Below are 23,786 nucleotides of genomic sequence, written 5' to 3' on the forward strand. Positions count from 1 at the left end.
ACACTCGTTTCGATTATCTTAAGCTGCCGGACAGAAAAACAGCATATTGCCGGGAATGACTGGTGTCAGATTCGTTGTGTTTAATATGTGCTGCTAACATCAAAAACAAAAACTGTACCCAGTGGTAATTTTATCGACATGAGAGACTTATACATTATCAGGCATGCCAAATCAAGCTGGAAAGATGAAAGCCTTGATGATTTTGACAGACCCCTGAACAAGAGAGGAAAGCGGGATGCCCCCGCTATGGCTGACAGGCTGAAATCTGCCAAAGTAAGCCCCGACTTACTTCTTAGTAGCCCTGCCAATCGTGCATTAACTACTGCTCAGCATATTGCAGAAGGCCTGAGCATTTCACCAGAAGAAATAGAAACTAACGAGGAATTGTATCTGGCAGACCCCCAGGCAATCCTGGATGTAATAAGAGCGGTGCCGGATAGCGTAAATACACTGTTTATCTTCGGGCATAACCCCGGTCTTACTATCTTCGCAAACGAATTGGCGGATACAGACATTGATAACATCCCTACAACAGGGGTCGTAAGGGTTCGGCTAGCCCAAAAAAGATGGAAAGATATAGACTGGCGAAAGGGTGAGCTTGTATTCTTTGACTTTCCCAAAAACAAACTATCCCCATTGCTTGCCCAAAGGCGCTAGAAGTTACGAATGTCCTGAACTGTATCGGAAGATCGTTCGGGATGTTCCAGTAACATGAAAATTTTAGCTGCAGATTCAGAGGGAGGCATAAGCTTCCCTTCTTCTTTTAATGATAGAAAGCGATCCAGATTACTGAATTGATCAGGGTCTGACTCGCGCAGGCGATCTTGCATGCCCGTATCTACCACACCAGGGGCTACTGACCACACACGGGTATCCCTTTTGCTTTTCTTCTTTGCCTCTTCGGCAAGCACCCGGCTGTACATTTCGAGACCGGCCTTGCCAGAGCAATACGCAGACCAGCCGTCATAGGGGCTTTTAGATGCCCCTGAACTGATATTGATTACTATTTTACCTAAAGCCTTTTCACCAAAAAGCTTTAAAAATGTGTTTTGAAGCACTGCTGGGGCGGTCAGATTAGTGGCAAACGCTTTGATCAGATCAGTGTTATCCCATTCACCAATATGAGACACTTCTCCCAGTGTACCTGCGTTATTAATCAGTATGACACTATTTGCTTCAGTAGGTATCTTAAAAAATTCTGCAGCGAAGGCTTCCAACCCCTGTAGATCGGACAGGTCGTATGAAAAGTGGACATATTCCCTTTTCCGGAGGGAATCTATATCAGCAGGCTCGCTACGGCTAAGGCCATGAACCCTGCCTCCTCGCTTAAGCGCTTCTTCTACCAGAGCCCTTCCCAAGCCCTGGCTTGTACCGGTAATAAAGTAATAATCCATACACACTATTAAAATTTTAAAATATCCCCTGTATTAAGGATAAAATTTTTACTTTACCTACATCAACAAAACTAACACCTTTCAATTATGAAAAAGAAACTTTCATTAGATCAGCTTGCCGTAAAAAGTTTTAAAACATCTGAAGCCCAATATATCCAAGGCGGGAGTGACGAATCATGCATTTGCTCAAATGACACAAACTGTACCATTAATGATTGGTACTGCCCCGGGCAAAAGATTCAATAGTATTCAATTCTCCATAAAAAAGATAAAGGAAGCTGCTCTGGCTTCCTTTTTAATATTATTAGAGTATGTACTGACTCAGGTCTTTATTCTTGACAAGACTACCAAGCCTCTCTTGTACCATCTCGCGGGTGACGACCACCTTAGCATTGGCACTAATCTTATCAGGCACGTCAAAAAGAAGGTCATTAAGCAACTGAGACATAACGGTATGCAGGCGTCTGGCGCCTATATTTTCAACTTCCAGATTTATCTGGTAAGCTGTTTCGGCTAGCTCCTCCATAGCCTCATCCTGAAAGGTGAGTTCTACCTCCTCAGACTTAAGTAGAGCAATATACTGCTTGGTAAGAGCGTTTTTAGGTTCTTTCAATATCTGATAAAAGTCATCCTTAGTAAGGCTGTTAAGCTCCACCCTGATAGGGAAACGTCCCTGAAGTTCAGGTATCAGATCAGAAGGTTTGCTGTAATGAAAAGCTCCTGCAGCTATAAAAAGAATATGATCTGTATGTACGATACCGTATTTGGTGTTGACAGCTGACCCTTCTACTATGGGAAGTAAATCACGCTGTACACCCTCGCGGCTCACATCAGGGCCACTTCCTTTACCGCCCTTTGCGATCTTATCCACCTCATCGATGAAGATGATACCGGCATTCTGCGCTTTTTCTATTGCCTCTTCTTTCACCTCGTCCATATCTATGAGCTTTCCGGCCTCTTCATCAAGGAGAAGCTTTTTAGCTTCTTTTATGGTCACACGGCGCTTCTTATTCTTTTTTGGCATCATGTTATTGATCATCTCCTGGAGGTTCATTACGCTCATCTCGTCCATCATGCCTCCGCCGACCATGCCAACACCTCCGTTTGGAGATGACTTTATATTGATCTCTATCTTTCGGTCATCCATCTCACCGCTGCGAATCTTCTCACGAAAACGCTCACGAGTACGCTCATTAAGCTCCTCATCATTAGCAGGCGCACTTTCTCTGTCTTCGTAGCTCGCGGCCACTTCAGTGGGGCTGCCAAATTCACCGGTACTACGTGAAGGCTTTTTAATAGGAGGAATAAGAGCATCCAGAATAATATCTTCCACCACCTTTTCGGCCTTCTCTCTTACCTCTTCCTTTTTACTAACCTTAACCAGGTTTACAGCCTGTTCTACCAGGTCACGCACCATGCTCTCTACATCGCGACCCACATAACCTACTTCGGTAAACTTAGAAGCTTCCACTTTCACAAATGGGGCTTCTGCAATACGGGCCAGTCGGCGGGCAATTTCTGTCTTACCCACACCTGTAGCACCTATCATTAATATATTGTTAGGGATAATGTCTCCTTTAATTTCTTCATTGGCCTGCATCCGTCTCCACCGGTTACGCAGCGCAATAGCTACGTTCCGTTTGGCATCCGCCTGTCCGATGATGTATTTGTCCAGCTCGGCCACTATTTGCCGTGGAGTCAGATACGTCTCGTCTTTAATATTCATTTCAAAAAAATTAACCTTTCAAAACAATTTACCCGCCAGCGTCTGCATATTGGCGGTCAGTGAAATATGGTCACCCCCACCAGCGGCATGATAACCAAGATGGCTGTATGCCAGCGTGAAAAGTCCGGCTCTGACCTCAATGCCATAAGCAAACCCGGCGCCACCCCCAGCCTGCTCAAGCCTTAACTCTTTTCTCAGAAGGTGGTTATATCCGGCACGCAGAATTACGCTCTTGCCTAACCCTATTTGAGTACCAAATACGAGCCTTCTGAAAATACTTTCTGTAAACGGCGGACGCTCACCTTCTGATTCTACATACACGAGATTATCCACCAGCAGGTTATGGGCTGTAATGCTAAAGCGAAAGGGCATAAAAGCCGGTCGAAAGCTCAGGCCAGCCTGCACATCAAAGGGCATACGACTGTCAGCTCCGCTATAATCGCTTATAATTACCCCTGCATTGCGAAATACCAGGCCTGCTGTAAGGTCTTGCTCAGGGTGCTGAAACACCCCGCCAATATCCAGCGCGAGTCCGGTAGCTCCCTCACCGGCAATAGATGAGCGAAGCAGCGAAAGTGCCAGTCCCGCACGAAACGGACCAGATTGATGACTATAGGCGGCCGTTACGGCATAGTCGGAGGCCTGAAACGTACCCGTAGGCTGACCCGCCGGATCATACCCTTCAAAATCGCCATAGTCCAAGTAGCGTACACTGACATGCCATACGCCGCTATCTGCACGAAGAACCGCATAGCCTGCCGTACCCTGCCTGATGCCTGCCACCAGCCCCATGTAGTTCGCTGATAGATGGCCCGCAGCCCGGGGGGCAAGTAAGGCCGGATTTTCCATGGCAGCGCCGGGCCGGCCATAACCCTGCGTAATGTTCACGCCGCCCAACCCAGCCGTGCGTGCGGTGGCAGGTAGGTTTACGAATTCAAAAGCCCGCCGGGTATACTGGGCAAAAGCTTCCCCGGAAGCCATGGCCAGCGCCACGCATAACAAAAAGCTGAAAGTAATTACCCGGCACAGCATCCGTATCAGCTACTGGTATTAGTATTGGTATCTTCCACTACCAGCTCCTTCGCATCTTCTACTTTACCTTTAAGAAGGGCAACTTCAATCACCTCTTCCACATGATCTACAAAGTGGAAACTGAGCTCTTTAATGTACTCTTCTCCTATTTCCTCTACATCCTTGCGGTTACGTGCACACAGGATAATATCATTCACACCGGCACGTCTGGCTGCCAGTACCTTCTCTTTAATCCCTCCTACCGGAAGTACCTTTCCGCGGAGCGTAATCTCACCTGTCATAGCCAGCTTAGACCTGACCTTACGCTGAGTAAATACTGATGCGAGAGAAGTAACCATGGTAATTCCCGCACTGGGGCCATCCTTAGGCACCGCTCCGGCAGGTACGTGTACGTGCAGATCGTAGTTATCAAACACTTTATAGTTGATACCTAATTTCTCTGCATTACTTTTAAGATAGCTTAGCGCTGTCATGGCAGACTCCTTCATCACGTCACCCAGCTGACCGCTCAGGGTAAGTTTCCCCTTACCGCGGCTCAGGCTACTCTCGATATAAAGGATCTCTCCACCTGCCTGTGTCCAGGCAAGCCCTGTGACCACACCGGCAACTTTATTGTCCTGATATAGCTCTTTATCAAAGCGCTCAGCTCCTAATATTTCTACAATATGCTTATCCTCGAGGCGCTTAGAGTACTCCTCTTCCAGGGCTATGCTTTTGGCAATATTCCTTACCACCGAGGCGATAACTCTCTCCAGGCTACGTACGCCAGACTCCCTCGTATAGCCCTCTATCAGTTTGACCAGTGCCTTTTTAGTAAAAGTCACATCCTTGGTCTCCAGACCGTGTTCCTTTTTCTGCTTAGGCACCAGGTGCTTCTGGGCAATCTTGATTTTTTCCTCCTGCGTGTAGCCTGTGATCTCGATGATCTCCATCCTATCCCTCAGGGCTGGCTGGATAGTATCCAGTGAGTTGGCCGTAGCAATAAAGAGCACCTTACTCAGGTCATACTCCACCTCCAGGTAGTTATCGATAAATGAGTCATTCTGCTCAGGATCAAGCACCTCCAATAACGCAGAAGAGGGGTCTCCGCGGAAGTCACTGCTCACCTTATCTATTTCGTCCAGTACAAATACAGGATTACTCGTCTGAGACTTACGCAGGTTTTGAATAATCTTACCCGGCATCGCTCCGATATACGTCTTGCGGTGTCCCCTTACCTCTGCTTCATCATGTACACCACCCAGCGACATACGTACGTATTTCCGCTTAAGGGCTTTAGCAATAGACTTACCCAGCGAGGTTTTACCCACACCAGGAGGGCCATACAAGCATAGAATAGGCCCTTTCATATCATTTTTCAGCTTAAGTACCGCCAGGTACTCTATAATGCGGTCTTTCACCTTCTCCAGCCCGTAGTGGTCCGCATCCAATATTTTTCTCGCCCGCTTCAGGTCAAAGTCATCCTCAGAATGCTCTCCCCAAGGCAGGTCCACGATAAACTCTGCATAATTCATTGCCACAGGGTACTCCGCAGCGGCCGGATTCATGCGCGAAATTTTATCCAACTCCTTAAAGAAATGCTTTTTTACCTCTTCAGGCCAGTCCTTTTTCGCACCCCGCTTTCGTAAATCGTTCAGCTCCTGGTCAGGACCTTCTCCACCAAGTTCGTCCTGTAGCACCTTGAGCTGCTGGCGCAAAAAGTAATCCCGCTGTTGCTGGTCTATGTCTGAGTGAACCTTCTTATGTATCTCATGCTTCAGCTCCAGCATCTGGATATCACGCAGCATGTACTCCAGCAAGGTAGATGCACGCTTATTAGCATCATCTATTTCAAGCAGCTTCTGCTTATCAGAAACCTCTGCATTGATGTTAGACGACAAAAAGTGGATAAGGAAGCCCGGGTTTTCAATAGACTGAAGGGCAGATTCTGCTTCGCTAGGGATTTCCGGATTCAGCTTGAGAATGCGCGAGGCTGCGTCTTTAATAGACTGAAGCATGGCATCCATCTTCTTTGTGGTTTTTTCAGGAAATTTATCCTCCAGTAATTTCACATTGGCTGTGATGTAGGGGTCATCCTGCAAATACTCTAATACCCGATAGCGCTTACTTCCCTGAATAATAATGGTTGTATTACCATCAGGCAGCACGATCATCTTTAATATTTTGGCCACCGTGCCGGTGTCGTAAACCTCATCGGACTCAGGATCATCACTAGTCGTATTTTTTTGTGCTGCCACACCGATGATCCTGTCACCTTTGTATGCCTTTTTGACAAGGCGTATAGATTTTTGTCTGCCGACGGTAATAGGGATCACCACCCCGGGAAAAAGAACCGTATTACGTAATGGAAGTATGGGAAGCTCATCGGGAATATCGGACTCATCCAACCCATTTTCCTCCTCTGGAGCTATGAGAGGGATAAATTCCCCACTTTCCTCATCACTATAATCTGAACTTAAATCGTTGAATATATCGAAATTGTTATTGCGCTTCATGCTGTATTTACTCTCTGTGAGTGTCAAAATGACAGGGTTGATACCCCTATTCAAATGATTGTACCTATAGAATCAATAGGCATGCCAAAACAACTTCTGGCATTTTTAGCCGATTTTTCGGTAAATTATCGGCTTACATGATTATCACCCGATTCATAACCTTCTCAAACCCTGCTCTTCGGCGCCTTGCAGTATTTATACTGGGCAGTACCGGCTTGCTATTAAGCATAGGGTGCATTATACCCGCCCAGGCGCAGAGAAATTTTAAAGGCCAGAAACTGGACCATGCAGAAACTACTGAAAGTGCCAGGTTCTACGAAGCATTCTCTTTTCCTAACGTAAACCGTGTAGAATACTACCAGGACGAGGGGAAATTAAAACAAATTAACGAACTGGAAAGGAAAAAGGATTTCGAAAACCTGTATCCGGTATTGAAATCGTATGTAATGAACTTTGGCATTGCCAACTTTTCCCGTGATACGGAAATGCTGTGGCGGCTTGCTAAACTCACTGAGCTATTTGGTGATATGGAAGAGGCAAAAGCCTGGTATCGCTTGGTACTAAGACATCACCGCAGCGACCTGGACATCAAATCCATTGAATTATACTACGACTCACTTACGGTAAACGACAAACAATACTATGTGCCATTGGACTACTACTATGAACTGGTAGAGTTCAGAAAAAGTGTGGACACGCTACGGCCTCCCAGGGGCATCCTGCTCAATATCGGTGATGCGGTCAATTCCGGAGCTTCTGATTATGGCCCTACCTTAAGTATAGATAACAATACACTCCTATTTACCAGCAAACGCAACGGCGCCACCGAAGGCCTTCGCGCTATAGTCAATGAAGACCTGTTTTACAGTAAGAAATACGGTGACTGGCAGAAAGCCTCAGCTTTTAATGAAATAAATACCCGATACAATGAGGGGTCTGCCATCATCAGCCGCGATGGCCGCACCATGTATTTTGCCCGGTGCCACTCACCGGAAGGCTACGGCAACTGTGACCTATATTCAGCTAAACTACAGGCTGATAGCACATGGGGTGAGGTGAAAAATATGGGCAGAGAGATCAATAGCTCCGGTTGGGATTCTCACCCGAGCCTTACCCACTCCGGCGACACCCTATACTTTGCTTCTGACCGCATAGGGGGCTTTGGTGTATCCGATATTTATTATACCCACCGAAGGCGTGATGGCTCATGGTCCCCTGCTAAAAATGCCGGCCCTATGATCAACAGCCGGCAAAATGAGGCTAGTCCATTTTATCACCCTGAGTACAACATTTTATATTTCAGCAGCACAGGTCAGCTTCTTAACTTTGGAGAATTCGATATTTACAGAGCATATTACCGGGATGGGCAGTTTACCGAGCCGGTAAATATCGGGCCTTTGGTAAATGGACAGGGGAGTGAGCTTTATTTTACGATCGACTCCGACAGCCGGGAGCTCTTCTACGCAAAGGGTAATGAAGGCAGTATGGAAAACCTGGATCTTTTCTCCTTTCCTCTGCCAATGGGAGCCCAGCCTGAGGCCAACACCACTTTTTCAGGTTCCCTCACAGACTCCCTGTCAGGTGAACCGCTTACCGGTATCGTTTCGGTAATTGATCTGGATCAGGGCATAGAGGTAGCTCCCAGATTTCTACGGCCAGATGGCTCTTTCCAGTTTGACCTGATCCGTAATAAAAATTACCTTTTAATCATCCAGGGAGACGATTACTTCAGAATAGAAGAGATTTTTTACCTGGAAGAGGACACAGATATAAATCTGAAAGCCACTCCGCTTTCCACCCGCATGAAGTTTGCCTCTATTGAGTTTGAAAATGGAAAAGCCGATTTGCTTCCTGCCATGTTTGCTGATCTGGACAGGGTAATTGATTTCCTGCTGGACAATCCTGATTTTCGCCTGAAAATTAGCGGCCATACGGATTCTGACGGAAGTGAGGACCTGAACCGAAAGCTTTCACAGGAAAGAGCTGATGCCATAAGAGATTACATCATTCGGTTCGGCCAAATAGACCCTGAGCGTATAGAGGCAATTGGCTATGGCAGCGAGAAGCCTATCGTCGAAGAGACCACCGAGGAAAACAAACGACTTAATCGTCGTGTAGAATTTGAAATTTACAGGCCTGCAGAGGAAAACGAATGAAAAAAGCCGGCAACTGAATCGTCACCGGCTATATTTGGTAAACATAAAGAGAAACGGTTAAATAACAGGACTCATCACTTCATCATAGATGTGACTCATTTCCTTTTTAGCGATTCGAAAAGTAACCTTTAGATAATCGCCATCATGGCTGATGATAGGCTGTGAAATATCCACTATCTCATACTTATCATCGAGTTCTGTCCTGATTTTGTCGTAATCTATTTCGGTGATGACGTGGTCACGCTCATCAAATCTTAGTCTGAATTTTTGTGTATAAAAGAGATCTTTCATGATGTCGAAAACAAATATGACTGAAATAAAATTCCTTAATATTGTTTTAATTAAGAATTAATTTCCTGAAAAAAATAAATAATACGGAATTATATACCGCATTTAAATCATTTACACGAATGTACACGCATTAGAATTTCTTTCCTAAGAATAAAATAATTTTTACAGAAAGAAAAAAGCCGCAATCGTTTGAAAGCGGCCATTAAGTAGGATAATTACACTGTGTTTATGGGGCGTCTTTTATGTAGAGAGACGTATTAGACTGAAAATCATACAATGTTAATAACCTTAACTGATAGTAAGCTTGCCAGAAGCTTCTGAGTGACTGAATATACTGGCGTTTTGCATTATCCTTCTCTGACAAGGCAATGTTTAGATTCGTGATATCAATCTTGCCTATCAGAAAGCGATTCTTTGTGATTTCATACCGCTTTTGGGCAATCTCGTCGGCCAGTTCCGATACCCGAACCTGCTCTCTTAGTAACTGCAACTGCTGTACTTGGGTGTATATTTCCTGCTCAAAGTTAAGCTTATCCTGCTCCACAGTATATTGGGTTAACTTCAGGTTAGCCTCAGCCGTTTGTACAATTGCTTTTGTACGGCCCCAATCCATAATTGGAATATCAAACCCGATACGAACGCTTTGTTGGTCCAGGGGCTGATCATATATACCCGGGATATCCCCTGCACGGTTACTTAAACCAAATGTAGCAAACATATCTGCATTAAAGCCATTTTCCCCTCTGGCCCTTGCAACGTCTCTTTCAGCCTCCAGCGTACGCCTACGGAAGGCAAGCGCTTCCTGCCGGTTTTCAAGGGCCTGCTCCAAAGCCACTGCAGCATCGACATCAAAATCGGGAATCTCCGCGGGAAGAGAAAGTGCCAGTTTCTGGGAGGAAGTAAGCCCCACATACCTGCGAAGATTAAGTGTGCTCGTTTCAAGATCTACCCGCGCTTGTGCAAGATCCTGCTGGCTCTTTAGTACCTGAAGCTCCAGTTGCAGCAGATCATTTTCAGCAATAGTACCTAGTCTGAACCGACCCTTAGCTATCTGGAAAAGTGTATCATTATTCGCCAGGTTCTTCTCGGCAATAGCCAGACTTACCTGAGCCAGAAGCACGTTAAAGAAACGTTCGGAAGTAGTCACTGCCACCTGCTCCATGTTTTCCACATATTCCCTCTTTGACTCCTCATATCGGATGGGCTCTATGCGCCGCTGCCATTGAAGGTTATTGAATGACAATAAGGGCTGCCGCAGACCTATAATTACCGGTCTGCCGCTGTAATAAGCCGTATCTGTCTCAAAATTATCAAACCGCTGCAAGCTACTTGTAAGAAAGACCTCTCCGCCCGTAAGGCCAATTGCCTGACTTAGCCGCAGGTTTACAATGGAATTATTCTGAGAGACAGGAATAAAATCAAACGTACCATCGGGCTGAGGCACCTGGGTTACTGAGCGGTTAAAATCCGGTAAGGTACCATCCAGTGAAAGTTGTGGGAAAAAGCCTGCTCGGTACGAGCGAAATTGCCAGTAACGGTTTTCCAGTATTGTTTCAGCCCTCCTGCTTGCTATTGAATTTTCCCGGGCAATAGAGATGAGTTCTCCCAGCGTATAGGTACGTACGGAGGTAGAAGTACTATCTGCCACCCGCTGTGCCTTACATATAGTTATTCCTGCCATTAGCAGGATCAGCAAAACACTGAAAAATTTATTCATATCGAAGTGAGTTGATAGGGTTCTGTCCTGCTGCTTTTCTTGCAGGAGCTATACCGAATATCAGTCCTACTCCCGCGGCCACCCCAAAAGAAACGAAAATAGAACCCACGGAAATAATGGTAGGAATATCAGCTACCCGTGATATAATAATCGCAAGCACGACTCCCAATAATATACCTATCAGCCCCCCGGTAACACTGATCATGACTGACTCAAAAACGAACTGGACTACTATGTCTGTTTTTTTAGCGCCGAGAGCCAGCCGAAGGCCTATTTCGCGAATGCGCTCAAGGATGGACGCCAGCATAATATTCATGATACCAATACCACCCACCAGCAAACTGATGGCAGCAATAGCAAAGAGCACCATGTTAAATATCTTTTTAGTGCGCTGCTCCTGCTTTAAGAGTAGCTCCGGAATGGTTATCTCGTAGTCAACCACACCATAGTGACGCCGCTTGAGCATTCGGCTAAGCACCTCCGCAGTAGGAGAAAGGTATTTTGAGTCGGCTACCTGCACCACCAGCCTGTCCACTTGATGGTAATTCTGGGGCTGTTGGTTAGCGGTAGCCTGTGGCTGTTGACTGCCCGGAGGGCCTCCCCCCTGTGCACCTGCTTTAAGCTCAGAGCTAGTCACCTTTGCGCGATTCTCATACCGGATAAGCATGGTATTAATAGGCGTGTATACATCCATGTTTACATCGCGTATGCCTAGGTCTTTCAGAGCCTTTTGAGAAGCCATACGCTCCTCCATCACACCTACCACCTCAAGCCAGTGAGGACCACACTTGATACGCTTACCGATCGGGTTTTCCTGGGCAAAAAAGCGGGCTTTTACCGAATACCCGATAATACATACAGGCTCTCCCTTTTCCATCTGTCTCTCGGAAAAAATGCTTCCTTGTCCTACCTCAAAGTTTTGCTGATCAAAATAATCATTTGAAATACCCACCAATTTTCCGGTGCGGCGCATGCCATTATAAATGAAATAGGTTTCCAGAACCACTTCAGGGCTCATTGAAGCTACGGAAGGAAGTATATCAGATATACTTTGTACATCCAGGAGGGTAAGCCCCGGGGTAAACTTTTTCTGCTCCTGACCCTGGTCATTCACCTGGACTTCACCTTCAGTCTGTTCTACTACAGGGGTGATAATAATATTATTCACTCCTACCAATTTAATCTGTTCGAGTATTTCCTGCTGCGCTCCTCTACCTATGGCAAGCATGGCAATAACTGCCGCCACACCGAAAATAATGCCTAGTGCTGTAAGTATGCTACGCACCTTATTTGCCATAATAGCTTCTAACGCTACAAAAAAATTAGCCAGCCAGCGTTCTTTCATTCCCGAGAAGAGGTTTGAGCTGTCTTCTCTGGATTATCTTTACCTTCCAGAACAACCAGAGAAGCATCCTCAGCACCTGATGGTACGGAAAGGAATACAGCGTCTCCCTCCTCTACCCCTCCGAGAATGATAGCCTCGTTGCTATTTGTTTTTCCTATAGCTACTTCCTTCCTTATCGTGCGGGTTCCTTCTTTAGCATATACATAAGTAAGTGAATCGCCTTGATTATGCAGCGTCTCAAGCGGCACATATACGGCATCAGGAATCACCTCTGTAATGATCACATTGCTGGTGGTCATGGCCGGACGTAGCGTAGTATCTGTTTCCATCAATTCAACCGACACCTCAAACACCTTTGCATCGGAGTTAGGCCTTTGTTCCCCCACATTAGCCACCCGGCTTACCATACCACTATACTGCTTCTCAGGAAAAGCATCCAGGCCTATCTTTACTTTCTGCCCGGCCTTTACCTTCCGGATATCCACCTCATTCACATAAGTTTTAGAGATCATCTTAGTAAGGTCAGGAAGTGTGGCAACCGTAGGGTCCCACGGACCGATCACAGCGCCTTTAGCTCGTTTTTGACCATTAAATTCTCTATGGTAGATTAGCATTCCGGGCTCTGGAGCAGTTATGACAAAGTCACTTTCCAGTTTTTCTAAAAAAGTAAGTTCGTTCTGCGTTTCTCCTAGCTTTGCCGCAGCTTCTCTCATTTTGGCAGCAGCCTTTTCTCTTTTCAAATTATAATCACGCCGTGCCTGAGTCAGTCCCCTTTTGGCTTTATCAAGGTCCAGTTCAGCCTGACGGATGGTTGCCTGGGGCTCATACTGGCTCTGGTCCAGTCTAAGTTGAGCTTCCTCCACAGCAAATTTCAGATCGATCAAGTTATTACGCGCCTGTCTTAACTCCAGCGCAGTATCTAATCTGGTCTGTGTATACTGCGACTCATTTTGCTGGAATTCATTTTGCAGATTTTTTATGCGGTCTGATAATTCGCTCTTGTCCAGTCTACCTATATACTGCCCCTTTTCTACAATAGTACCCTCATCTATCAGGTCATCTATCTTTACCTGCCATAGCCGTGCCATCCGCAGTCCATTAGGGCCTGTAATTCTTACGGAGTTCTTTGCCTCCAACTCGCCAGTAGTAGTTATGTCTATCCTGAACTCTCCCCGTTTTGCATTGACAATGAGCTCTTCTCGGTCTGTTGCTCCCTGCCTGCCATATGCAAGCCAGCCGAGTAAAACCAACACAAGAAGAGAAAGAGGAATAATCCAGCGTAAACGCTTCTTATTACCAGTAGAAAACTTAATCATGTGTGTAATTTATTTATCCGCCGCGGTCATACATCACTCATGGCCCTGCCGGGTAATGTTTTTTATACAAACGGGCAATTAGATCAGCGAACGGTAAATGCCTGTAAGGTATACGGGGACAGCATGTATCCCCCCTAAAATTACGTATATTTGGCCGGAATTATTTTCTATGAAGCGTCTAATTAGTTTTGTCATCCGGTATGTGCCGCGTAAATACCTTCAGCGCGTCAGCGGTATCGCATTGAAAACATTGTCAGTATTTTACTCCGGAAACGATGTGGAGTGTCCGGTTTGTGACTCAACCTTCCGGAAGTTTCTACCCTATGGAAGAGTGCCCAGGCCAAATGTGCTGTGTCCTTCCTGCCAGTCGCTGGAGCGTCATCGCCTTATTTGGCTCTACCTGAAAAATAAGACTAACTTCTTTATCGCCTCAAATACAGTATTGCATGTGGCTCCGGAGGATTGCTTCATCCATCGGTTTGAGAAAATGCCTAACCTGGACTACATAACCGGTGACATTGAAAGTCCCCTGGCGAAGGTGAAAATGGATATCCATAGCATCCCCTTTGAGGATAATACGTTTGATGTCGCCTTTTGCAATCATGTAATGGAGCATGTGGAGGATGATATTATGGCTATGAGTGAACTGTATCGCGTACTAAAGCCTGGCGGATGGGCCATTATTCAGATACCTCTGTTTCACCCCCTGAAGGACAGTACTTATGAAGATGCCTCCATCACTGATCCTAAAGAAAGAGAAAAGGCATTTGGTCAGAGTGACCATGTACGCCTGTATGGAAAAGATTATGCTGACAGGCTACGAAAGGGAGGATTTGAGGTAACCGAAGATTGGTACGTAAAGGAACTGGAACCGGTCTTGGCTGAACGCTTCCGGTTACCTATGGATGAGCCAATATTTTTCTGCCGGAAAACACTCGACTGATTTATTATAAAGACCCTTTAAGCTCCTGCTTCTTTCTACGGATATCTTTCCACCCTTTCGAAAGTTCATTTAAAAAACCGATTCCATAGGCTACCAATTGCACCAGACTTGCAATCACAGAGAGGGAGGCCACCCGAAGGCTTTTTTCTTTTTTGAATGCATCTAGGAAAATAAGAAAGAAATATATGCCTACTGCGGTACATCCTGCATATAAAAGCCATGGATGGATTAACCAGCTAACCAGCAAAAAGAACAAGCCCAGAGTGAAAGCTGCCGGAAAAAGGTGTACCACTTTTAACTCTGCCGGATAAAAACGGGCTATGTTAATTCGGGCCCTCCCAAAAAAGTGGAGTTGTTTATAAAACTGCGAGAAACTGGTCCTTCGTTTATGAAATACATAAGCATCCGAAACCAGGCCTGATTTAAAGCCATTTTCTATAGCTCGAATACTAAACTCAATATCCTCACCCATACGGGTAATTCTGAATCCTCCGATTCTATCATACACCTCACGGCTTATCCCCATATTAAAGCTTCGAGGATGAAATGGCCCAAGATGCATTTTACGCCCACGGATACCACCGGTGGTATAAAGACTGGTCATGGAATAGCTTATAGCCTTCTGTATATCTGTGAAGCTATCGTGGGCTTGATCAGGTCCTCCATACAAATCAAGCCCCCTTGTGGATATGGCTTTTTCAGCAGCCTGCAAATAATGCGGGGGGATCAGACAATCAGAATCAAAGATCACAAAGTAATCGCCACTGGCACGTTCAAAACCGTAGTTCCGCGTAAAACCCTGGCCTGTGTTTTCTTTGCGGTAATAAATAATGTCGAGCCTGTCTTTATACTTTGATACTACCCCCCGGCACTCCCTTTCAGAGCCATCTTCAATTACCAGTACTTCAAATTGACTATAGCTTTGCCGGGTTAGGCTACCCAATAGCTCATCTACCTCCTCCGGACGATTGTAGACCGGTATGATAATAGAAAACTTCATCGGTTAGCTACCGATTTTTTCTATTACCAAGTAATCGGTTTTCTTATCAGAGTTTGTGATGATCATCTCCGCCAGGAAACCAGCAAGAAATAATTGGGTACCAATGATTAGCGCCACTAAGGCTAAGAAGAACAAAGGCTGATCTACTACGTCCCGGGCAGGCAGATGCAAGGCTAACTTGTATATTTTCTCTCCGATGACCCATACAGTTATTAAAAGACCTGCTAAAAAGGAGAGCGTACCCATGGATCCGAAAAAATGCATTGGCCGCTTACGAAAACGGGATACGAAAGTGATGCTAAGCAGATCAAGAAAGCCGAAAATAAATCGTTCAATACCAAACTTAGTTACGCCGTATTTACGGGCACGGTGCTGAACGACCTTTTCACCAATATTTTTAAAACCCGCCCATTTGGCAATCACAGGGATATACCGGTGCATCTCACCATATACCTCAATGTTCTTTACCACTTGGCCGTTATAAGCCTTTAGTCCGCAGTTAAAGTCATGTAGAGGAATACCTGAAAAAAGCCTCGTAATGTAATTAAAAAATTTACTGGGGATAGTTTTACTAATCGGATCATAGCGTTTTTGCTTCCATCCGCTAACAAGGTCATACCCCTGCTCGCTGATCATACTGTATAGCTCAGGTATCTCATCAGGGCTGTCCTGTAAGTCTGCATCCATGGTAATGACCACCTTGGCATGGCAGGCTTCGAAGCCGATATGCAATGCCGCCGATTTGCCATAATTTCTGTTAAACCGGATGCCCCGAACCCCGGGGTCAAGCATATGCAGTTCTTTAATTACCTGCCAGGAATTATCCGTAGAGCCATCATCCACCATAATGATTTCATATGATAGCCCTTCTTCCTTTGCCACCCGTACGATCCAGTCGGCCAGCTCTTTCAGACTTTCTTCTTCGTTAAACAGTGGGATCACCACTGCCACATCCTTTTGTACGGACATAAAACTTATTCAAACTCCGGTCGGGACTTTTTCACTATTAATGCGAAAAGCAAATGTAGCACAGCAAAGACGACTATCATAATAGCAGCGCTCTGAAGTAACAGCAGAATATCACTCAGGTCTTGCTTCTCCATATCTGAAATGCTCTGATCAATAATAGCATCATCAGCATTCATGGATTCCAAAAAGTCAATAGTCTGCTCTATTTGTACTTCCTGTAGCATGGCTGGCAATTCAGGGTCAACCACATTATACATTATCCAGCTCAGTAGTATGCCAATAATAAAAAATGCCACAGTTGATACTATCAGAAATTTGTAGGCATTTCCGTAACTGAGGTACCCTCCTATAGATTTCCTGTAGTGTAATCCTGCCCATATGAAAGCTCCGATAGCACACAGGATTAGCAGTACATTGTAGGCTCCTGATACAAGATATGTATAATCAACGGCCCAAAGCACCAGTTGAATAACAAATGAGACTATAGCAAAGATAGCTCCATACTTTACGGCTTCTGTCAATAAGGAATTTTGATTCTTGCTCATCGTGATTTGGTTCTTTGGGTAACTGAAATAACAATGGTTAAAAATAAACCTGTAAATACTTTACGCAAAAACGTATCTAATGAGAGGCTTATCTTTGTGATAGTGCGTGTATTTTCAAGGGTTCTTCGGTAAGTCTCCTCACTCATTTCCGCCATGAGTTTATCTTTTTGGGACATGACTAAATCAACCTTTTCCTGTTTATAGGCCAGAAAATTTTCAGGATCAATCAGCCCAAAATATGCATACACAAACAGAGCGGCTGTTACAGCGATCACCATATAACAGATAAAGCCCAGAGTCATGCCCTGCCAGTAACGCAGCTCCCGGTGGTTGTGTATTACTTTAAACTCCCGAATGGAGAAATACACAAAAATAGGTATTAGTAGAAAATCGACCCACTTGATCGTATCATATGGGTTGTCTTTAAAATACGCAAGTATGAAGAACAATAAAATATAAAAGCCTGAAGCAATCAGGCCATATTTAGCAGGTACGCCAACTAAGGGCTTTGACTTAATCATGATGTTGGATCAGAATTGCCTGGTCAAAATAAGTTTTATTACCATTGATAACTCCCAGGGCCTTACCTGTAAGCTCCTGCCCAAGCAGCGGGCTATTCTGCGATTTGGAGAGATTGGCAGTACTGTCAAAAACCCACTTGGTCTCTGGATTAAATAGTGTAAGGCAGGCCGAGCTGTCTTCTTTTATGGAGAGGCTTTCCATGCCCAGCACTTTGCGCGGGCCATGGGCTAGTCGTTCAACAATCACCTCCAGCTGATCACTACCCAGCTGCCCGAGTAACATAGGGAAGGTAGTCTGCAAACTAATTATCCCTGGGGATGAAAGATCAAATTCACACTTTTTACTTTCTTCATCTTGTGGTGTATGAGCGCTCACCACCGCATCTACTGAACCATTAACCACACCTTCCAGGAGCGCTTGTCGGTCTTTTTGAGATCTATATGGAGGGTCTGCTTTGTAATTAGTATCAAAGGATAAAAGAGCATCTTCCGTAAAGGCCAGTTGGGCCACTGCTACATCGCAGGTTACGGCCAGACCTTCCTGTTTAGCCTCTTTGATAAGAGTCAAACCTCCACTCGTAGATATATTACTGAAGTGCAGCCGTCCTCCTGCATACCTCAATAATTGAAGGTCCCGCCTGATAATAATTTCTTCAGCAAGTGCAGGAATTCCTTTCATACCAAGCATAGTACTAATCTTCCCCTCATGCATTTGGCCGAATAGGCTCAGGTACTTATCAGAGGGGCGGCTCATAAGTACGCCATTTACCTGACTCAGGTACTGAAGAGACTTGAGCAGAATGTCTGAATTCCAGATCGGTTTTTCTCCGTCAGTAAAGGCAATGGCCCCTGCTGCGTGCATGTCAAGCATTTCTGTGAGTGACTCACCGGCTGTATTAATTGTTACCGCACCTGCTGCATGAAGCCTAACAGGCCCTTCTGTGTACCGGGTGGTAACATACCTGATATCATTTTTACTTTGAATTACAGGCTCAGTATTCGGCAGGACAACTACATCAGAAAAGCCTCCGGCCTCAGCACAAGCTGCCCCTGAAAACAAGTCTTCTTTATATTCATGGCCCGGATCAGGTATAGAGGCTCTCAGATCAAACCAACCAGGAGAAACGCATAGCCCATCCATACCAATCTCCTGATCGAAATCAACTGACCTATCCACAAAGGAGATTTTACCATCATAAATATGTAGGTCGGTTTTCTCTCCATGGTGTTGTGAACCTGGGTCAATTATGGTTACACCTCGTAATCGTACATTCATGTCACAGAAGTCTGATCAAAGCAATTTCAACTAGCAAAAATATGACTGCCAATCCAAGGGCATATTTCCATAATGGCAGGCCATCAAACCTGGCTTCCAAGGCTTTCCTGAAAGCCTGAGCATCCTCTGGCACAAATATCTCAACATTCGTCCCATTAAAAAAACCACTAGCTACCTCAGTTGCGGTTGCCTGGTCTAAGTAGCTCTCCACCGGACTGTTATTAAATGCTAAAACCCTAAGGGTAGAGTCTCTTAAGGTAAGGTTATAGTATCCCGGAGTCATACTAAATCTTGGCAAATCTAGCACCAGTCGTCCATTCGTAAACTGCTGTGCCGGCACCAGTTCATCGTCCTGATTTTGCAATCGAATTATATCCTCAGCACCGATAGAGTCCATGGGTATAATAACATTTCTTTCGGTTAGAGAGTAATAAAGCTTTTTCGAGTCATTTTTACTTAGGGAAGCTATCCGGTACATTATTGGAACAAAGAGCGCGTGCCGCCTAAAATCAGAATAGTCTTCGCTAAATGGCCCAGCCGTGACAAACACCTTTCCGCTTTCAGTTTCTATCATTGATAAAAACGTATCCTGATTTTTAAAGGAAAGTAATTTATTGCCTGCAGCTCCCAGGTTAAGTACCGGGGTTGCTTCTGGCATATCGAAACGACGATTACGGCCCTCGAAAATGTTTGAATAAAATGGGTTCCCCAAATCAGGTGAAGATAGCTCCATTCTTCTATCTGCACCGTACCGCGTAAAAGGGCTGTTTGCCGCTAATGATGCTACCTGTGAAGGGGGAGATTGCGGGCCTGGTACTATTAGCAATGTCCCACCCTGATCTCTGTAATTTGATAGCGAGGTCACCAAGCCGTCAGACAAAGCTTCAGGCTTATAAATAATTACCAAGTCTGCACTGTAAAGCTCATTATAGTCAACATTACTTACGTCAAATGAAGAAAAATTAAAGAGGTTTTCATTACCAAAAACAGCTTCAAAAGGAGAATTGTCTGATTCATTCAGCTCCACAATTCTGACCTGATCAGTCATATCCAGAGAAAAATAAAAATCATTATCAAAGGTCACAGGAAACTCCTCGAAACTAATCCGCCCCTGTCGGCTGGTATTTGTGATATCAGCAGCCTCTGTACCCAATGGAAAAGAGATTGTTTCTGTGCCTCCGGCAGGTATGGTGGCACTACCGCTAGCCACCTGCAGGTCTTCTACAAAAAGTTTAAAGATCACATCACTGGCTTCAGTAGTACCAGCATTTCGTACAATGGCGTTTAGCGCATTCTTTTCTCCTGCAAGGAGAAAAGGTGTTTCCAGATACACACTGTCAAAAAACACATTGGAAGTAGATGTATACTCCATAGGAACCAGATAATACCGGTAGCTGCTGTCAGCATGTAAACCGGTAGCAGGGCCGAGAGTACTGCTCTGAAAATCACTAATGAAATAGATATCTTCTCGGGAAATAGCGGAGGGAGACCTGGCTGAAAATCTGCCAAGCACCTCGCTCAGAGTCCTGGGAATAGGACTATAAGTAAGCTCAGTCAAAATTTCCCGGACAGCTTCCCTACTCTTAGGAAAGTTGGAAAACGGGGCAAAATCATTAGTTAATACTAAAAAACGGGTATTATCAGGGTATGTATCAAGAATTTGTTCTGCATAAACCACAGCATTGTCAAGCGCACTACCTGTCTGCGGTAGTTCGTTACTCATGCTAAGCGAATTATCAATATACATCCTTACTATCCTAGCCTGCTCTGCTCCAGATTCTGCAGGAAGAAAGGGTTGTGCAAATGAAATAATCAGGAAAGACAAAAAAAACAATCTGGCAGCCAGGATGAGCCAATGCTTAATATTAAGCCTGGATTTCTTCTTTGCCTGTACCTGCCTGAGGAATCTTGTATTGGAAAATTGAAGTTTTCGCGTCTTTCTTAAGTGAAAGAGGTGAATGATTACCGGTATAGCAAGTGCAGGTAATCCGTACAGTAAAACCTGTGGGAATAAAAAACTCATTCAGTCATAAAAGTAGCACATTTTTAACGACTGTAAAAAATGCAAGGTATGTTGAATGGTCTGAAAATTAGATTAATGTCTATTCAGTAGTTTTCTAGGGGGAACAAAGAATATACCGGCCTTAAAAACCATACTTTGATCCCAATTGCAGTCCAGGATAACCTCTTGGCCGTCTGCCTCAGGATATCGAATGCGGCTTCTGAGGTTTTGTCTGATACCTGCCTCTAGGGTAAACCAAAGCCAATCGTGTATTTCTCTCTCGTAGCCCAGTTTTACATCTACATTTGCATTTTGCCAAACAATAGCTCCATTGGCTCCAGGCAGAATTTCTGGTTGATTTATACGATAATTCGAACCATTAACTTCGGATACCCCATAAATTATATTCCTGCTGTCAAAAGTTGTATACCTAACTTTAATCGATGCAGGAAGAAGAGCTTCCAGAGAAATCCTGTTTGTGAAGTTACGCTGATAAACAAAAATTGGGTATATACTAAATCTACCAAAGTTGTTAGATGCGGCAATTCCAGCCCCCATAACAAAGTCTTCCGAAGATTTCCACCCGTAAAGTAATCCAGCGTCGTAATTCAAATAGCTATTTACCGGACTATGGGTTTCGTGAAAATCTCCCTGAAACTTAATTCCCACTTTGGCGAATAAAAATTTATTGCTTTTAAAAGGCTTCGTCGCATATATCTTTGCTGAAACACCTTTAAGTGTTTGTTCGTCAATATTGGAAAGAAAGCCACTGTCTCCTCTTTGCGAACCTGACTTGGCAAAAGAGTATGTTTCTGATGAATAACCAATCCCTCCAAACATATTGAATCCGGGGTGCATCCAAAGGGGAAATTTGAGTTTTGCCTCAAATCGGTCATTAGACACAACCCTTTTCCTCTCTTCACTTTCAGTCAGGTAATTATTAGCTCTGGCATTATGAAAATAAGAGCTCGTCCTACTTAACTCAAAAAATTTTGGTCTGGGAGAGTTTGCCAAGCCAGGCTTACAATAAACAAGGGAATCAGGGTTTTCATCCTTAGCCTTCACCTGTGCCTTAAGAGGAGGTGCAACGAAGAATATCAGGCAAGTAAACAGATAACACCTGATATTTTTTTCATTTATACGGCACAGACCAGAAAATAATGGCATCATCACTGCGACTTAGTTAAATGTTTGGTTCCTTACTTGAGCCATATAGATAAACACCAAAAGGAAAAAAAGATTTCAAAAAGCGATAAGCAGGTAAGTTTATTTTCAATACTACACGCAAAGAAAGCTGTCCAGGTAAAACAGCATATTCGGTAATTCACCCTAGATGCTTTAATTAAAATATCACAAGGTTGGGGGCACGCATAATGTAGTAGTGTTGATATAACTCAAAGCCGTCTCCAGTGAGGTTTATAACCCGTAAAGAGAAGCAGGGATACGTACGGCCATCACCGCTTAATCAGGAGTGTCACAGGCCAATTAGGATGAAACAAGGGAAGGGTTCAGCCAGGCTTTCATTACCTGCCTTAAGGCCTGCGGGCAGAAGGGAACAATGGCCGGACTCCGTAGGGTATAAAACAAAAAAAATCCCGAACCTTAAGGAACGGGATTCTATAATAAAATCAGGCGACGACCTACTCTCCCACATTTTACTGCAGTACCATCGGCGCAACCGGGCTTAACTGCTCTGTTCGGAATGGGAAGAGGTGGACACCGGTGCTATAATCACCTTATAATCTTTAATATTTTAGACATGATTCTGTGAAAGAAAGCTCGCCGAATTCTCAAATATTTGTCAGCGCAAGAAAGTGTACGGGTAATTAGTACTGCTCAGCTATGACATCTCTGCCTTTACACCTGCAGCCTATCTACGTTGTCATCTACAACGTCCCTTTAAAGAAGCCTCATCTCGAGGAGGGTTTCGCGCTTAGATGCTTTCAGCGCTTATCCCTGCCAGACGTAGCTACCCAGCAATGCACCTGGCGGTACAACTGGTACACCAGCGGTCTGTCCAACCCGGTCCTCTCGTACTAAGGTCAGACCCTCTCAAGCTTCTAACGCCCGCAACAGATAGGGACCGAACTGTCTCACGACGTTCTGAACCCAGCTCGCGTGCCACTTTAATGGGCGAACAGCCCAACCCTTGGGACCTTCTCCAGCCCCAGGATGTGACGAGCCGACATCGAGGTGCCAAACCTCCCCGTCGATGTGAGCTCTTGGGGGAGATCAGCCTGTTATCCCCAGAGTACCTTTTATCCTTTGAGCGATGGCCCTTCCATGCGGAACCACCGGATCACTATATCCGTCTTTCGACCCTGATCGACTTGTGAGTCTCACAGTCAAGCACCCTTATGCTATTACACTCTGCGCACGGTTACCAAACGTGCTGAGGGTACCTTTGAAAGCCTCCGTTACTTTTTAGGAGGCGACCACCCCAGTCAAACTACCCACCACACACTGTCCCTGCGAACAGGTTAGGCATCAAGTAAATAAAGGGCGGTATTTCAAGGACGACTCCACAATGCCTGGCGACACTGCTTCAAAGTCTCCCGCCTATCCTACACATCATTTACCCAATGTCAATGTGAAGCTATAGTAAAGGTTCATGGGGTCTTTCCGTCCCGTTGCGGGTACGCGGCATCTTCACCGCGACTACAATTTCACCGAGCTCATGGCTGAGACAGTATCCAGATCGTTGCACCATTCGTGCAGGTCGGAACTTACCCGACAAGGAATTTCGCTACCTTAGGACCGTTATAGTTACGGCCGCCGTTTACCGGGGCTTCAGTTCAACGCTTCGCTTACGCTAACGTCCCCCCTTAACCTTCCGGCACCGGGCAGGTGTCAGGCTATATACTGCATCTTTCGATTTCGCATAGCCCTGTGTTTTTGTTAAACAGTCGCCTGGATCTTTTCACTGCGGCTTCTCATCCGAAGATGAGGAAGCACCCCTTCTCCCGAAGTTACAGGGTCATTTTGCCTAGTTCCTTAGCCATGAATCACTCGAGCACCTCAGGATTCTCTCCTTGACTACCTGTGTCGGTTTACGGTA

At 45.1% G+C, this 23,786-nt stretch carries 19 protein-coding genes, 2 rRNA genes and 1 pseudogene (1 of these 22 cut by a window edge); 4 read left to right on the forward strand and 18 right to left on the reverse strand.

Annotated elements, in window-relative coordinates; translation table 11 throughout:
* Positions 1-138: 138 nt before the first annotated feature.
* On the forward strand, positions 139-657 hold the full coding sequence (locus tag AB9P05_RS03440; protein WP_371907418.1) for a histidine phosphatase family protein: 519 nt from the start codon (positions 139-141) through the stop codon (positions 655-657).
* On the opposite strand, the gene AB9P05_RS03445 is transcribed toward AB9P05_RS03440, so the two are convergent.
* Positions 654-1,394 carry an SDR family NAD(P)-dependent oxidoreductase gene (locus AB9P05_RS03445; protein WP_371907419.1) on the reverse strand — a complete coding sequence of 247 codons (741 nt, stop codon included), beginning with the start codon at positions 1,392-1,394 and terminating at the stop codon, positions 654-656. The two genes, AB9P05_RS03440 and AB9P05_RS03445, sit on opposite strands and share 4 nt — an antisense overlap.
* A gap of 87 nt (positions 1,395-1,481) precedes the next feature.
* On the opposite strand from AB9P05_RS03445, the gene AB9P05_RS03450 reads away from it, so the two are divergent.
* A complete protein-coding gene (locus AB9P05_RS03450; RefSeq protein ID WP_371907420.1) occupies positions 1,482-1,640 on the forward strand; it encodes a hypothetical protein in 159 nt (52 codons plus the stop codon).
* Between the two features lie 58 nt (positions 1,641-1,698).
* Here the strand turns inward: AB9P05_RS03450 and hslU are convergent, their stop codons facing one another.
* Genes hslU through lon form a run of 3 tightly spaced genes read right to left on the reverse strand, consistent with a single transcriptional unit; the run spans position 1,699 to position 6,647 of the window.
* Complete coding sequence (gene hslU / locus AB9P05_RS03455; protein ID WP_371907421.1) at positions 1,699-3,120, reverse strand: ATP-dependent protease ATPase subunit HslU; 1,422 nt, start codon at positions 3,118-3,120, stop codon at positions 1,699-1,701.
* 18 nt (positions 3,121-3,138) lie between these two features.
* Positions 3,139-4,152 carry a type IX secretion system protein PorQ gene (gene porQ, locus AB9P05_RS03460; protein WP_371907422.1) on the reverse strand — a complete coding sequence of 338 codons (1,014 nt, stop codon included), beginning with the start codon at positions 4,150-4,152 and terminating at the stop codon, positions 3,139-3,141.
* 5 nt (positions 4,153-4,157) lie between these two features.
* Positions 4,158-6,647, reverse strand: coding sequence for an endopeptidase La (gene lon / locus AB9P05_RS03465; RefSeq protein ID WP_371907423.1), 2,490 nt, complete (start codon positions 6,645-6,647; stop codon positions 4,158-4,160).
* Between the two features lie 137 nt (positions 6,648-6,784).
* Between lon and AB9P05_RS03470 the strand changes: the two genes are divergently transcribed.
* Positions 6,785-8,803 carry an OmpA family protein gene (locus tag AB9P05_RS03470; RefSeq protein WP_371907424.1) on the forward strand — a complete coding sequence of 673 codons (2,019 nt, stop codon included), beginning with the start codon at positions 6,785-6,787 and terminating at the stop codon, positions 8,801-8,803.
* A gap of 57 nt (positions 8,804-8,860) precedes the next feature.
* On the opposite strand, the gene AB9P05_RS03475 is transcribed toward AB9P05_RS03470, so the two are convergent.
* The 4 genes from AB9P05_RS03475 to AB9P05_RS03490 form a co-directional block, all read right to left on the reverse strand.
* Positions 8,861-9,094: a hypothetical protein gene (locus AB9P05_RS03475; RefSeq protein ID WP_371907425.1), complete on the reverse strand. Its 234-nt coding sequence runs from the start codon at positions 9,092-9,094 to the stop codon at positions 8,861-8,863.
* 226 nt (positions 9,095-9,320) lie between these two features.
* On the reverse strand, positions 9,321-10,811 hold the full coding sequence (locus tag AB9P05_RS03480) for a TolC family protein (RefSeq protein WP_371907426.1): 1,491 nt from the start codon (positions 10,809-10,811) through the stop codon (positions 9,321-9,323).
* Entirely contained in the window at positions 10,804-12,156 is a 1,353-nt protein-coding gene (locus tag AB9P05_RS03485; protein ID WP_371907427.1) for an ABC transporter permease, read from the reverse strand. Before AB9P05_RS03485 ends, AB9P05_RS03480 begins: the two co-directional genes overlap by 8 nt.
* Entirely contained in the window at positions 12,153-13,472 is a 1,320-nt protein-coding gene (locus AB9P05_RS03490; RefSeq protein ID WP_371907428.1) for an efflux RND transporter periplasmic adaptor subunit, read from the reverse strand. Before AB9P05_RS03490 ends, AB9P05_RS03485 begins: the two co-directional genes overlap by 4 nt.
* Before the next feature lie 169 nt (positions 13,473-13,641).
* On the opposite strand from AB9P05_RS03490, the gene AB9P05_RS03495 reads away from it, so the two are divergent.
* Complete coding sequence (locus AB9P05_RS03495; RefSeq protein ID WP_371907429.1) at positions 13,642-14,415, forward strand: class I SAM-dependent methyltransferase; 774 nt, start codon at positions 13,642-13,644, stop codon at positions 14,413-14,415.
* Positions 14,416-14,419: 4 nt separating this feature from the next.
* On the opposite strand, the gene AB9P05_RS03500 is transcribed toward AB9P05_RS03495, so the two are convergent.
* From AB9P05_RS03500 to AB9P05_RS03545, 10 genes and pseudogenes are all read right to left on the reverse strand, one after another.
* Positions 14,420-15,415, reverse strand: a complete 996-nt coding sequence (locus AB9P05_RS03500; RefSeq protein WP_371907430.1) for a glycosyltransferase family 2 protein — start codon at positions 15,413-15,415, stop codon at positions 14,420-14,422.
* 3 nt (positions 15,416-15,418) lie between these two features.
* The gene (locus AB9P05_RS03505) at positions 15,419-16,384 is read right to left on the reverse strand and encodes a glycosyltransferase family 2 protein (protein WP_371907431.1); all 966 of its coding nucleotides are present in this window, start codon (positions 16,382-16,384) and stop codon (positions 15,419-15,421) included.
* Between the two features lie 5 nt (positions 16,385-16,389).
* A complete protein-coding gene (locus AB9P05_RS03510) occupies positions 16,390-16,929 on the reverse strand; it encodes a DUF4199 domain-containing protein (protein ID WP_371907432.1) in 540 nt (179 codons plus the stop codon).
* A complete protein-coding gene (locus AB9P05_RS03515; protein WP_371907433.1) occupies positions 16,926-17,450 on the reverse strand; it encodes a DUF4199 domain-containing protein in 525 nt (174 codons plus the stop codon). The genes AB9P05_RS03510 and AB9P05_RS03515 overlap by 4 nt, the downstream gene beginning before the upstream one ends.
* Positions 17,443-18,726: a dihydroorotase family protein gene (locus tag AB9P05_RS03520; RefSeq protein ID WP_371907434.1), complete on the reverse strand. Its 1,284-nt coding sequence runs from the start codon at positions 18,724-18,726 to the stop codon at positions 17,443-17,445. Before AB9P05_RS03520 ends, AB9P05_RS03515 begins: the two co-directional genes overlap by 8 nt.
* 1 nt (position 18,727) lies before the next feature.
* A complete protein-coding gene (locus AB9P05_RS03525; protein WP_371911383.1) occupies positions 18,728-20,449 on the reverse strand; it encodes a hypothetical protein in 1,722 nt (573 codons plus the stop codon).
* Between the two features lie 72 nt (positions 20,450-20,521).
* Positions 20,522-20,749: pseudogene (locus AB9P05_RS03530) on the reverse strand (BatA domain-containing protein); the annotation flags it as partial.
* A 72-nt stretch (positions 20,750-20,821) separates the two neighbouring features.
* Positions 20,822-21,898: a DUF6268 family outer membrane beta-barrel protein gene (locus AB9P05_RS03535; protein ID WP_371907435.1), complete on the reverse strand. Its 1,077-nt coding sequence runs from the start codon at positions 21,896-21,898 to the stop codon at positions 20,822-20,824.
* Between the two features lie 457 nt (positions 21,899-22,355).
* Positions 22,356-22,467, reverse strand: a 5S ribosomal RNA gene (gene rrf / locus AB9P05_RS03540).
* 67 nt (positions 22,468-22,534) lie between these two features.
* Positions 22,535-23,786: ribosomal RNA gene (locus AB9P05_RS03545) — 23S ribosomal RNA — on the reverse strand (it continues 1,633 nt past the right edge of the window).

It is taken from the genome of Roseivirga sp. BDSF3-8, assembly GCF_041449215.1.
Taxonomy (GTDB): domain Bacteria; phylum Bacteroidota; class Bacteroidia; order Cytophagales; family Cyclobacteriaceae; genus JBGNFV01.